A 12,636-nucleotide genomic window follows, 5' to 3' on the forward strand; every position below is an offset into this window, starting at 1 on the left:
AGTTGATTGGTTCATTGTTTAAAGTAGATCAAGATTTAAATTTTTGCCATAAATACGAAAGAAATGTAGTTGAAATAATACCCAATGCGACATAATGAGGATAAATAGTGCTGTTAATCCCCTAGTCAAATGTAATACACTAGCCTCAGGAATAATGATTAACCCTCATGGTTGTCATCAAGCATATGAAAAAGATTAAAGTCATGTTTGTCTGTATGGGCAATATTTGCCGCTCACCAACAGCGCATGGTATCTTGCGTAAGCTTGTTGCTCAAGCGCATTTAGAACCTTATTTTGAAATTGAATCATCGGGCACACACTCTGCTCAATGGCACAAAGGTGATGCCTCTGACCCAAGAACGATAGCAACAGCGTTGAAATATGATTGTGATATTCGTGACTTGCGTTCAAGGCAGCTAGTGACAGAAGATTTTGAGCATTATGATTATCTGATTGCCATGGATGATAAGAATCTCAAAGATATGCAGATGATTGCGCCAAATAGTAATATGCAAAAAGTAACAAAATTGCTGCAATATGCGCCTACTTTGGCAATGAATAATGTGCCAGATCCGTATTATAATGATGGGTTTGACCAAGTGTATTTGATGATTGACACGGCGTGCAGACATTTACTGGAAGCATTAAAAGCTGAATTAAAACAAAGATAGGATATGTTGCATATAGCCTCATTTTTTGGGGGTATGTGATGATGAAAATAAAGAAGATATGTTATGAATGATAAAAAAATAAAAAAAGTCAAAGAAATAAAAAAAGTACACAAAGTAGGCAAAATAGACAAAGTGAAAGATTTGGAAAACATCAAAGAGCCACAAGCAGTCGTTGATGAAGCAGGTGAATCACCATCGTTCAAACCGATGAATTACCGTCAGGCAACCTATGTGATGGGGGCGGCATTAGTTGAGCAGTTGCCTTATGACTATGGGATTGAAGTAGCGTTTGCAGGGCGCTCTAACGCGGGTAAATCCAGTGCGCTAAATGCATTAACCGAACAGACGAAGTTGGCACGTGTCAGTAAAACACCAGGGCGGACGCAGCTGATCAATTTATTTGAGTTGGAAGAGCATAAGCGCTTGGTCGATTTACCTGGTTATGGGTATGCCAAAGTATCGGAAAAGATCAAAGCAAGTTGGCAGAAAACGCTAGAGATGTATCTGACCACCAGAGTGTGCTTAAAGGGGGTAGTGTTGCTTGTAGATTCTCGTCATCCGATTAAAAGCTTTGATTGTATGATGATTGAAGCAGCAATACAGAATGATTTAAACTTACATGTTTTATTAACCAAGGCGGATAAGCTTAATAATTCAGAAAAAGCAAAAGCTGAGCGCTTATTACGTGACTATTTAAAGCAAGTGCGCGCACCTGAGAATATTAGTTTTCAATTGTTTTCAGCGCAAAACAAAATGGGGTTAGATAAGTTAAAAGATAAGCTCGATCAATGGTATAACCTACCATTTGTTGATTTCGAAAGTATCTAGCGGCTAAATCTTAAGAGGGGGAAGATTGTGCAAAGGCATGAAGATCAATGTGTATTACGCTTAGAGAATATTCATAAAAGTTTTCCAGGGACTAAAGCATTAGATGGTGTGAGCTTATCAGCGTATCGCGGCAAAGTGATGGGGCTTTTGGGTGAGAACGGTGCTGGTAAATCAACGTTAATGAAGGTGTTAAATGGTATTTACCAAAAAGATGAAGGTGAGATTTATTGTTTTGGTGAAAAGGTTGAGTTTGATGGCATTGCCAAAGCGCAAGCAGCGGGCATCGCTATGGTGCATCAAGAGCCACATATATTGCCGGATCTCACAATTGCTGAGAATGTTCTCTTGGGTCGTGAGGTCATGCGCAATCGCTTAAGTATTGATTGGAAAGCAACCTATCACAAAGTTGATAAAATACTTCATGGGTTGCATATGCAGCAAAAGGCATCAAGCTTGGCGAATAACTTAAGTATTGGTGATCAAAAACTTCTGGAGCTTGCCAAAGCTTTATCATTAGATGCACAAATTATTGTGATGGATGAACCGACCGATGCATTAACTGAAAAAGAAGTCAGACGTTTGTTTGAAATCATCAAAAAACTGTGTGCCGAAGGCAAGTGCATTATTTATATCTCGCATCGCATGGAAGAAATATTTGAGATTTGTGATGATATTACGATCATGCGTGATGGTCAGTTTATTATCGAGAGTAAAACAGATGCGTTAACGCATGAACAAATCATTGAGAAAATGGTTGGTCGTAAGATGACAGTATTATCATCGCCAGAGCATACTCAGATGCCAGAGCAGTCAATGCAGCAATTATTTAAAGCAGAGAATATTAGTAATGACAAAATCAAACCAGCAAGTTTCGTTATTCATCAAGGTGAAGTGCTGGGTGTGTATGGGCTAATTGGTGCCGGAAGGACAGAGCTTGCGCGCAGTATTTACGGTTGTCATCCGATTAAAAAGGGACAAATGACGTTGGCAGATGAGGTGATTCGCGTAAACAACCCAACACAAGCTTTAGCTCATGGTATTGTTTATATCTCAGAAGACCGCAAGGTTGATGGACTTGTTTTGGGTGCTAGTGTTAAAGAGAATATGACGCTAGCATCACTTAAACAACTTTCAAATGCATTTGGACATATTGATCGATCACAAGAAAAAGAAGTGGTTTCTAAGTATATCGATCAACTGAAAATTAAAACACCTAATCAAGATCAGCTGGTCAGTAATCTAAGCGGTGGTAATCAGCAAAAAATTGCGATTGCCAAGGGTTTATTATGTCAACCGAAGCTGTTAATTTTAGATGAGCCAACGCGTGGTATTGATGTCGCGGCAAAGCGCGAGATATACCGCTTGATTCATGCGCTTAAAGCGCAGGGTTTGGCGATTTTATTTATTTCCTCAGAAATGCCTGAGGTGATTGGTTTGAGTGATCGTATGCTAGTAATGCGTGAAGGTGAGATAAAGGGTGAGTTGATGGCAGATGATATCTCGCAAGAAGCGGTAATGAAATTGGCAATTGCTTAAATGGTTTAAGGGGAGAGTAATGCTAAAAAATAGAGTGATGAGTAAAGTGAATAAGCAATTTTTAATCGAGCATAAGGCGGCACTGGCACTTGTCGTTATGATTATTGTGATGTCATGTTTGAATCAATACTTTCTGACGTGGAATAATATCTTAGTGATTTTGCAACAGACATCTGTTAATGCCGTGATTGCAGTGGGTATGACGTTTGTTATTTTAACCAAAGGTATTGATCTATCGGTTGGCTCTGTATTAGCACTTTGTGGTGTTGTTTGTGCGTTTTTATTACAGTGGATGGTACCGATTTATTTGGTTATTCCTTTGACGATTTTAGTCGGTGTTATCTTTGGCGGTGTCAGTGGTACGATTGTCACTAAAGGCGCGGTGCAACCGTTTATTGCAACATTGATTACCATGACTTTATTTCGTGGATTGACGATGGTGTTTAGTGATGGTTATCCGGTGGCAACAAGCTCTGATGCTTTTGCTTTTATTGGTACGGGTAGTTTATTGGGCATTCCTTTTCCTGTGTATATTATGGCAGTGGTTTTTGCGGTGTCTTTTTATGTGTTGAAATACACGCGTTTTGGGCGATATGTCTATGCTACCGGTGGCAATGAAGAGGCAACAAAGCTTGCCGGTATTCGTGTTAATCGTATTAAGTTTGCTGTTTATGCCATTTCAGGCGCTTTATCAGCAGTTGCGGCAATGATTATTACCTCGCGTCTGTCATCAGCACAACCTACTGCAGGTACAGGCTATGAGCTTGATGCAATCGCTGCGGTGGTATTGGGTGGTACGAGCCTTTTTGGTGGAAAAGGCAAGATTATGGGCACATTGATGGGCGCGCTTATTATCGGTTTATTAAGTAACGCGCTTAACTTAATGGACGTTTCCTCGTATTATCAGATGATCGTCAAGGCTTTGGTCATATTGATCGCGGTATTATTTGATTTTAAAGTGAAAAACTAGTGTAACTAACCTCATGGAGAATAAATGAAAATGAAAACACGTATTTTTAAAGTGATTACTGCCATTATTGGTGTTGCCGCAATGCTCATAGTGGCAGGGTGTGGCAGCTCAAATGATAATGATAAAACGGTTGGATTTGTGGTCTCAACTTTAGATAATCCATTTTTCGTTAGTATGAAAAATGGCGCGGAAGAAACAGCAAAAGCGGAAGGGTATAAAGTCATCACCCTTGATTCACGCAATGATCCCGCCAGAGAGCTGTCTAATGTCCAAGACTTAGTGACTAAGAACATTAAAGTGATTATTATCAACCCAACCGATTCACAAGCCGTTTCTAATGCGGTGAAATATGCGAATCAGCATGGTGTTGAAATCATTACCTTGGATCGCACAGCTGATTCAGGCAAAGTATTGTCACATATTGAGTCAAATAATGTGGCAGGTGGCAAAATGGCAGCGCAATACATGATTGATCGCTTAAATAACAGTGGCAAAATTATCGAACTTCAAGGGATCCCAGGTGCTTCAGCGTCTAAAGAGCGTGGTCAAGGTTTCGATACTGAAATGGCAACATCAGATATCAAGATTGTAGCTAAGCAGCCAGCGAATTTTGACCGCACACAAGGCTTGAATGTTACGCAAAACTTATTACAAGCCAACCCTGATGTTAATGGTATTTTTGCGCAAAACGATGAGATGGCATTGGGTGCTATGCGTGCGATTGAAGAAGCAGGTAAAAAGCATATTATCCTTATCGGTTTTGATGGCACGAAAGAGGGTATCAATGCCGTTAAAGCCGGAAAAATGGCAGCAACCATTGCGCAACAACCGTATTTAATGGGTGAGCTTGGTGTTGAGGCGGCGATTAAATTCTTGCGTGGTGAAAAGGTAAATCCGCATATTGTTGTTCCTTTGAGATTAGTCACTCAATCTAACGCTTAATCTGCTAGGCATTTAGAGCAAATATTGGTATTCTTATGCCAGTTTTTAGGAATGGAATGAACAAATTAAAGGTAAAACAATGAACGCAAAAATTAGTAATGTTGTTGCAAGACAAATTTTAGACTCCCGTGGTAATCCAACAATTGAAGCCGATGTTATTTTAGAATCAGGTGCTTTTGGGCGTGCTGCTGCACCTTCAGGTGCATCAACAGGCACCAGAGAAGCACTGGAATTACGTGATGGTGATAAGAAGAACTATCTTGGCAAAAGCGTGCAAAAAGCAGTGAATAATGTCAATAAAGCAATTAAAAAAGCGGTTGTTGGCTTAGATGCTTTAGATCAACGTTTGGTTGATCAGACGATGATTGATCTAGATGGTACTGAAAATAAAGAAAAGTTAGGTGCTAATGCGATTCTAGCGGTGTCTTTGGCATGTGCTAAAGCGGCAGCTTCACACCTTAGAAAACCTTTTTATCGTTATTTGATGAACTCTAAAGAGTATATTATGCCAGTGCCGATGATGAATGTAATCAACGGTGGTGAGCATGCTGATAATAATGTCGATATGCAAGAATTTATGATTATGCCAGTTGGCTTTGATAAATTCTCTGATGCACTTCGTTGTGGCGCTGAAATCTTCCACACCTTGAAAAAAGTTCTAGCAAATGCAGGCTTTAGCGTTGCCGGTGTAGGGGACGAGGGCGGATATGCACCTAATCTGCCATCAAATTCTGTGGCGATTGAAATGATTTTAAAAGCGATTGAAGAGGCGGGTTATAAAGCCGGTGAAGAAGTTTATATCGCGCTAGATCTAGCCAGTAGTGAGTTTTACAAAGATGGCAAGTATGTGTTGGCATCTGAGAATAAATCACTAAGCTCAGCGGAGTTTGTTGATTATCTAGAAGATTGGGTTAATCGCTATCCGATTATTTCTATCGAAGATGGCATGGCTGAAAATGACTGGGAAGGCTGGAAGTTATTAACTGAACGCTTAGGCAAAAAAGTGCAATTAGTTGGTGATGATTTGTTTGTGACCAATAGCAAAATTTTGCGTGAAGGAATTGATAAAGGCATTGCTAATTCAATTTTAGTTAAACTCAATCAAATTGGTACATTAAGTGAGACATTTGAAGCGATGGCAATGGCAGCTGAAGCAGGTTACACATGTGTTATTTCACATCGCTCAGGTGAGACATCTGATACGACGATTGCTGATTTAGCGGTGGCAACGGGTGCCGGACAAATCAAAACAGGTTCACTATGCCGCTCTGATCGTGTTTCTAAGTACAACCAGTTATTACGTATCGAAGAAGATTTAGCAGATAATGCCATCTACCCTGGACTTAAGACATTTAATTTTAGTGACGATGTTGATGCTGATGATTCAACTGCTGAGCAAAATGCTGAAACAGATGAAGCAGAAAAAGCGCATGTAGCACAAAAAAATACTGTTGTTGAAGAGACAATCGTCATTGTTGAAGATGAAAAAAATCATACCACTGAAGTCAAGGAACATATCGTTGAAAAAACGGAAAGTTTAGTGAATGATGCTCAGTCTCAAGAGGACAAAGAAATTAAAAAAGCTGAGTCGGTTGGAAGTGATGCAACAGCAGAAGCTCAGCCAAAAGCATAAGAAAACATCAAAAACATAAAACCTAAAAAATAAAAATATAATGATCTCACGTTACACCCTGTTTATTGCTGTACTATTTATTGGCATTGTTGCCTTACAATACGATTTTTGGTGGAGCAAAACAGGTTTCTTTGCCACGCATGAGCTAAATGGACAGGTAAGCGTCAAGCAGCAAAAAAATAATGAGCTTTTAGCGCGTAATATGCATTGGTATGCAGAGATTGTCTCTTTGCGTCAAAATGACTCCGTGCTTGAAGGCATGGCGCGTGCTAATCTTGGCTTTATCAAAAATGGTGAGGTTTTCTATCAAATCGTTACACCGCAGGATAAAAAAGTGGCATTACAGGAAGATAGTCAATGAAACGAATTCTAGTGATCCCGGCAAGTGGCATTGGTAGTCGCATGAATCATGATATTCCAAAGCAATACATTAAACTGGATAATGGTTTATCGATTCTCGATACGACGATTTCACGCTTATTAAGCGAACCCTTCTTTGATCTGGTTGTGGTCGCACTTGACTCAAAAGATCGTTACTGGAAAAACTCAATTCATATCAGCAATGCACGCATTAAGATATGCGCCGGTGGCAAAGAGCGTAGTGATAGTGTGCGCAATGCCTTGATGGCTTTGAAAAATGTTGCTAGTGATGATGATTGGGTTTTTGTACATGATGCCGCAAGACCTTGTGTGCGCTTAGATGATATCAGAAGGCTTTATGCGGCTATTCGTGTTGAAAATGCGATTGGTGGGATTCTCGCCACCGCAGCTCATGATACTGTTAAAGCCGTCGATACGGAGTTTAATATCGTTAAAACGCTCGATAGAAAACAGATTTATCTTGCGCAAACGCCACAGGTATTTCGCTATCGCAGTTTATTGATGGGTTATTATTTTTGTCTACACAATAATATTGTTGTGACGGATGAGGCATCTGCAATTGAAGCGCTTGATCATCAGCCTATTATCATTGATGGCGATAAGCGTAATATTAAAATCACGACACCAGAGGATCTGGTGCTTGCCAATTATTTTTTATCAACGCTAAGTTGAGCCGGAATATTTTCGATATGTAATGATCTTTGAGGGAAGGGGATCTCAATATCATTATCATCAAAGCAAAGTTTAGTCTGCTCGGTTAGAGCCCATTTAGTTTCCTGAAAGTCGGCGCGCTTTGTCCAATAGCGAACCAGTAAATTGACACTGCTATCAGCTAGAGCATCAACACGAATAATAGGCGCTTTATCACCTTCTTGAATAATGCTTGCATTGTTTGTTACAAGCTCTTGCAATAGTGACTTTGCTTTCTTTAGATCGCTGCTATAACCAATACCGATAATGAAATCATTGCGACGAAACTCGTTGTTAGAGAAATTAGTAATAATGCGTGAAGTCACTAAGCTATTAGGCACTTTGACTTCACGACCATCGGTAGTACGTAGTGTACAAAAGACAAAGTTAATCGCCTCGACAATTCCTGTTGTGCCGCCCATATCAACAAATTCGCCAATTCTAAATGGGCGTGTTGAGACAATCATAATGCCTGAAACAACGATATTAGCAGAGGTTCTTAATGACATACCGATACCAACAATAAGTGCCGTAATTGCGGCAGTTAGTGGGGTAGTGGATATACCCATTTCACTCAAGGCAATCAAAATGACAAAGATAACCAGAAAGATATGCAATATCTGCATTAAAAACATCGTTACCGCTTTGTCTAGCTTGGTTTTAAAGAGTAGCTTTTGCGTAGTTGATCGAACAACTTTGGCAAGAATAAGTCCAATAACAAAAATAATCAGCGCAAGAACAACGCTAGGCAAATGTTCTAAGATAAGCGATATGATCCATTGAAAATATTGATTAATATTCTGTGTCTGAAACTCCATGAAGTCAGTCCTTTAAGTCTAAAGATTTATTGATGAAGCTAAAGTTACAGAAAATAGCAAATAGTGCAAGTGGAAATATAAAGAAGTTATTTAGTTGATGACTTCATTGATTTGATGGTCACTGGTGATCTCTTTTTTATCATGAATATACTTATTCAAAATTGGGCGTGAGAGCCACATAATTGCGGCAATAATCAAGGTAACAATACCGATTTGTGCAAACACCCCTGTATAGACATGGAGACTTTCGACTGTGCTTAATGTCACACCACTTGGTGGAGAAGTCATATTACCAACAAACGCACCTAGTGGACCCGCTAACATTGATGTTAAGAACCAAATACCCATAACAAAGCCAGACATGGCGCGTGGGCAAAGCTCAGCAACCATGGCAACACCTAGACCAGAAACTAATAACTCACCCGTAGATTGTAAAGTATAAGTTAGTACCATCCACCAAGGTGAAGCAAGACCCGTTTCAGCTGCAGTAAAGCGCGGTAAAAAAAGTACCAAGAAGGCAAGACCACACAATGTCATACCAAAGCAGAATTTTGTAACGTGCGTTCCTGGTAGTTTTCTATAAATCACAGCCAAAATAGGTGAGGCAATAATAATTACCAGTGGGTTTAAAACTTGGTAAGAAGCTGCAGGAATTGTCCAACCAAAGAGGTTGTTATCGATATTGTGCACAGCAAAGAATGTTAGCGAAGTTGGCATCTGGTTGTAAAGAACAAAGAAGACAATCCCTTCAAGAATCAAAAGAAATGCAATAAGCATACGAATGCGATCAGAGCCTTTTAAGCTTAAGGCGGTTTTTAAGAAGTATAAGAAACCACCTGCAACAACAATGTAAACAATCGTGTAACAAATTTCTGTATGCGGTAGCAGTTTACCAAAAACAATAACAGCAACAATTGATGCAACAATAATGGTGATCAAACGACCGAAAATCATTGGTTTTGCGCCTGCCTCGGTCGATAGAGAGCCTAAGACTTTATAAAAGACAAAGTAGTTTAAAAGACCAAGTAATAAGCCAAAAGCACTGATCCAGAAGGCTGCTTCCCAGCCAAAAGCTTGTGCGGCAACTGGGGCAATTAGCATAGAAACGAATGAACCTAAATTGATTGCCATATAATATAAGGTCATCGCACCATCTAAAGCAGGGTCACCTTTTTCATATAACTTAGAAATAAGTGATGATGGATTTGCTTTAAACAGCGCATTACCGACAATAATCCCGCCAAGCGCGTAAAATATCGTGCCCTTAGTTGACATTGCTAATGCAATATATGAAATGAGTAAAATAATGGCGCCGAGTGCAACAGTACGCTTGGCACCTAGGTATTTATCGCCAACATAGCCGCCAACCCAAACAAATCCATATACAAAGGCTGAAAAAGAGCCAAAAGTATAAATACTTAGCTCTTGGCTAAACCCTAAGTGACTTACAAAGTAGAGTGCTAAAATAGCTTGCGTCGCATAATAACCGAAACGCTCCCATAATTCGATTCCCCAGATCACCCAAAATGGTTTAGGTAGACCTCTAGAGGCAATAACCTCATTTGACATGTAGTTTCTCCCGTGTTTTTTATAACATTTAGAGTCAGAATGTATATAAGACACCGACAAAACTACTATGAATCAATGGCATTATTGATTCATAGTAGTTTTCTAGATCTTATTTTTTGACTTCTTCCGCTCTGGCAGTATTTATAAATCCTTTTATGTTTAAAATCAACTTAAAATAAGTAAGCGACTGTAAATTTGCTCCATTTTAAAATGATTTTATCATTTGATACATTTCGTATGATAACTTTGAGTGCTGTTTTTGCTGTTTACTGTAATTGTATTACGAGATTTGCTGTGCTTAAATGTCCTTATCATTCATCACATTAAATAAGGAAAATACATGAATAGAATAGTAAAGGAAACTTTAAGATTAATGTTAACAAGTAGTTTGATGGTGACAGCTGTATTTGCGGGTGCCAAAGTACCTAATGAGGTGTGCAAAGAGGGTGTGTGTTCACTGCATTTGAAGAATATGTACTTGTCTTATCAGTTGCAAGCAGATAAAAATATCAAGTTTACATTAAGTGCCAAGACAACGGGATGGGTTGCCGTCGGATTTGGTGTTAACAATACGATGGTAGATGCGATGATGGTGTTGGGATATGTTGATGCCGATGGTAAAGTGCAGTTATCACAGGAGTATGGGGTGAAAGGACGTCCACCACACAAGAGTGTTATATCTTTAGGCGGTACGCCAGCGGTTAAACTGGTTTCGGGCAAAGTGGAGAAAGGGCTAACAACCATTAGTTTCACACTGCCAATGACGCCATCATCTGCTAAATATAATTATACGTTTACTCAAGGCGAAGATATTCCCATAATATTAGCTTATGGCAAAAATGGCGCAAAGAATTTCACTAGTTATCATCAGTATCGCACTAGTGCGGAGATAAAGTTGCCTAAATAAATTAACTTGCCCAGGTATCTCTAAGATTAACAATTTGATTAAAGACAATATTGCTAGCGCTATGCTCAACTTGATCAGCACAAAAATAACCTAAACGGTTAAACTGAAAACGTGTTTCGACTTCAGTCTGTGCTAATGAAGCTTCAAGCTTGGCATTGTTAATAACCACTAAAGAGTGTGGATTTAAGCCTTGCTCTAAATTGTCTAAGGCAGCGGGGTTTTCGCAGTTGAATAGGCGATCATACTGCCTGATTTCGGCATTGATGTAATTATTAGCATCCACCCAATGGAGCATCCCTTGTGGTTTGATACCGTCATTTGGTTTTTTGCCACCTAGTGTTTCTGGCAGATAGCGACATTTTAATTTGGTGATATGACCCAAGTGATCTTTTTCAAGGTCATAGCATTCGATCACGTACGCATTTAATAAGCGCGCGCGTCCATTTAAAGAGAGCTTTTTATGACCTTTCTCTAATTGCTCTATAAAATCATCTTGTTCAATATAAATACGGTTTGAAATGCTAATATCTCTGCGTCCGAAATCAGGGTTTTGTGGATGATTCGGCACATTGAGTACTTCGTTTGCTAGATTATCGATCTCAACCAATAACGGCTTTAATACGGCATTGCGACGTTCAGCTGTTTGATTTAAATCATCACGAATGACCTCTTCAAATAAGCTGTAATCAGTAATGGAGTCTTGCTTTGAAATGCCGACAAGATCGATCAAACGACGAATAGCAGAGGGTGTCACACCACGGCGACGTAATCCGCGAATAGTAGGCATTCTAGGGTCGTTCCAGCCAGCAACAAGCTTGTGTTCAACAAGATATTTTAGTTTGCGTTTGCTGGTAATGGTGTAGTTTAAATTCAAGCGTGAAAATTCAATTTGTTGAGGTTTATTCTCAAATCCACATTTTTCAACAACCCAGTCGTACAATGGGCGGTGATCTTGGAACTCAAGGGTGCAAAGTGAGTGAGTGATGTTCTCAATAGCATCAGAGGCAGCATGCGCGAAATCATACATAGGGTAAATACACCAAAGCTCTCCAGTATGCGGGTGCGTTACTTTCTTAATGCGATAAAGTGCTGGATCTCGCATATTTATATTGCCAGCACTCATGTCAATTTTAGCGCGTAAGGTGCACGTACCTTCATCAAAGAGGCCTTGACGCATTTGTTCAAATTTTTGTAAATTTTCTTCAACACTGCGTTGGCGATATGGGCTATCTTTACCGCTTTCAGTTAGTGTGCCGCGGTGAGCGCGCACTTCATCTGCTGTTAAGTCACAAACATAGGCGTTACCCTCTGTAATTAGCTTAACCGCTAGCGCGTAGAGTGTTTCAAAATAGTCAGAGGCATAAAAAAGATTATCTCCCCAATCAAAGCCAAGCCATTTAACATCTTCTTTGATTGCTGCAACAAACTCTGCTTCTTCATTAGCTGGATTTGTATCATCAAAGCGCAAGTGACATGGTCCTTTTTGGTAAGCTAGTGCCAAACCAAAGTTAAGGCAAATCGATTTGGCATGCCCGATATGTAAGTAGCCATTAGGCTCTGGTGGAAAGCGTGTAATCACCTTGCCATGAGTTTTATTGTTAGCAAGATCTCTATCGATAATATTACGTATAAAATTGGTCTTGTGTGCAGTTTCAGACATTGTTTGCTCAGGTTTATTTAACTAACCGCGT

General features: G+C 39.6%; 11 protein-coding genes and 1 pseudogene. 9 read left to right on the forward strand and 3 right to left on the reverse strand.

Annotated features, from left to right (window positions below):
* Positions 1–185 precede the first annotated feature (185 nt).
* From F3D68_RS07095 to ispD, 8 genes and pseudogenes are all read left to right on the forward strand, one after another.
* Complete coding sequence (locus tag F3D68_RS07095) at positions 186–671, forward strand: low molecular weight protein-tyrosine-phosphatase (protein ID WP_151193750.1); 486 nt, start codon at positions 186–188, stop codon at positions 669–671.
* A 207-nt stretch (positions 672–878) separates the two neighbouring features.
* The gene (gene yihA, locus F3D68_RS07100; RefSeq protein WP_151193785.1) at positions 879–1,499 is read left to right on the forward strand and encodes a ribosome biogenesis GTP-binding protein YihA/YsxC; all 621 of its coding nucleotides are present in this window, start codon (positions 879–881) and stop codon (positions 1,497–1,499) included.
* Between the two features lie 27 nt (positions 1,500–1,526).
* Entirely contained in the window at positions 1,527–3,035 is a 1,509-nt protein-coding gene (locus F3D68_RS07105; RefSeq protein WP_151193751.1) for a sugar ABC transporter ATP-binding protein, read from the forward strand.
* Between the two features lie 19 nt (positions 3,036–3,054).
* Complete coding sequence (gene rbsC / locus F3D68_RS07110) at positions 3,055–4,005, forward strand: ribose ABC transporter permease (RefSeq protein WP_151193752.1); 951 nt, start codon at positions 3,055–3,057, stop codon at positions 4,003–4,005.
* A 24-nt stretch (positions 4,006–4,029) separates the two neighbouring features.
* Positions 4,030–4,947, forward strand: a complete 918-nt coding sequence (gene rbsB / locus F3D68_RS07115) for a ribose ABC transporter substrate-binding protein RbsB (RefSeq protein WP_151193753.1) — start codon at positions 4,030–4,032, stop codon at positions 4,945–4,947.
* Positions 4,948–5,026: 79 nt separating this feature from the next.
* Positions 5,027–6,382, forward strand: a pseudogene (eno, locus tag F3D68_RS07120) (phosphopyruvate hydratase); the annotation flags it as partial.
* A 238-nt stretch (positions 6,383–6,620) separates the two neighbouring features.
* A complete protein-coding gene (locus tag F3D68_RS07125) occupies positions 6,621–6,941 on the forward strand; it encodes a septum formation initiator family protein (protein ID WP_117001162.1) in 321 nt (106 codons plus the stop codon).
* Positions 6,938–7,633, forward strand: a complete 696-nt coding sequence (gene ispD, locus F3D68_RS07130; protein ID WP_151193755.1) for a 2-C-methyl-D-erythritol 4-phosphate cytidylyltransferase — start codon at positions 6,938–6,940, stop codon at positions 7,631–7,633. The genes F3D68_RS07125 and ispD overlap by 4 nt, the downstream gene beginning before the upstream one ends.
* On the opposite strand, the gene F3D68_RS07135 is transcribed toward ispD, so the two are convergent.
* Positions 7,609–8,469, reverse strand: a complete 861-nt coding sequence (locus tag F3D68_RS07135; RefSeq protein WP_151193756.1) for a mechanosensitive ion channel family protein — start codon at positions 8,467–8,469, stop codon at positions 7,609–7,611. The genes ispD and F3D68_RS07135 overlap by 25 nt on opposite strands.
* A gap of 90 nt (positions 8,470–8,559) precedes the next feature.
* Entirely contained in the window at positions 8,560–10,038 is a 1,479-nt protein-coding gene (locus F3D68_RS07140) for an oligopeptide:H+ symporter (RefSeq protein ID WP_151193757.1), read from the reverse strand.
* Positions 10,039–10,378: 340 nt separating this feature from the next.
* On the opposite strand from F3D68_RS07140, the gene F3D68_RS07145 reads away from it, so the two are divergent.
* Positions 10,379–10,945, forward strand: coding sequence for a DOMON domain-containing protein (locus F3D68_RS07145; protein WP_151193758.1), 567 nt, complete (start codon positions 10,379–10,381; stop codon positions 10,943–10,945).
* Between the two features lies 1 nt (position 10,946).
* Here the strand turns inward: F3D68_RS07145 and F3D68_RS07150 are convergent, their stop codons facing one another.
* On the reverse strand, positions 10,947–12,605 hold the full coding sequence (locus tag F3D68_RS07150) for a glutamine--tRNA ligase/YqeY domain fusion protein (RefSeq protein ID WP_151193759.1): 1,659 nt from the start codon (positions 12,603–12,605) through the stop codon (positions 10,947–10,949).
* Positions 12,606–12,636: the final 31 nt, after the last annotated feature.

This window comes from Cysteiniphilum sp. JM-1 (assembly GCF_008711525.1).
Classification (GTDB): domain Bacteria; phylum Pseudomonadota; class Gammaproteobacteria; order Francisellales; family Francisellaceae; genus Caedibacter.

Excerpts from the sequence above, each read along its gene's own strand:
- F3D68_RS07145 (WP_151193758.1), top strand. The coding sequence starts at position 10,379 with ATGAATAGAATAGTAAAGGAAACTTTAAGATTAATGTTAACAAGTAGT.
- ispD (WP_151193755.1), top strand. The coding sequence starts at position 6,938 with ATGAAACGAATTCTAGTGATCCCGGCAAGTGGCATTGGTAGTCGCATG.
- yihA (WP_151193785.1), top strand. The coding sequence starts at position 879 with ATGAATTACCGTCAGGCAACCTATGTGATGGGGGCGGCATTAGTTGAG.
- F3D68_RS07125 (WP_117001162.1), top strand. The coding sequence starts at position 6,621 with ATGATCTCACGTTACACCCTGTTTATTGCTGTACTATTTATTGGCATT.
- F3D68_RS07140 (WP_151193757.1), bottom strand. The coding sequence starts at position 10,038 with ATGTCAAATGAGGTTATTGCCTCTAGAGGTCTACCTAAACCATTTTGG.
- F3D68_RS07095 (WP_151193750.1), top strand. The coding sequence starts at position 186 with ATGAAAAAGATTAAAGTCATGTTTGTCTGTATGGGCAATATTTGCCGC.
- rbsB (WP_151193753.1), top strand. The coding sequence starts at position 4,030 with ATGAAAATGAAAACACGTATTTTTAAAGTGATTACTGCCATTATTGGT.
- F3D68_RS07135 (WP_151193756.1), bottom strand. The coding sequence starts at position 8,469 with ATGGAGTTTCAGACACAGAATATTAATCAATATTTTCAATGGATCATA.
- F3D68_RS07150 (WP_151193759.1), bottom strand. The coding sequence starts at position 12,605 with ATGTCTGAAACTGCACACAAGACCAATTTTATACGTAATATTATCGAT.
- rbsC (WP_151193752.1), top strand. The coding sequence starts at position 3,055 with ATGCTAAAAAATAGAGTGATGAGTAAAGTGAATAAGCAATTTTTAATC.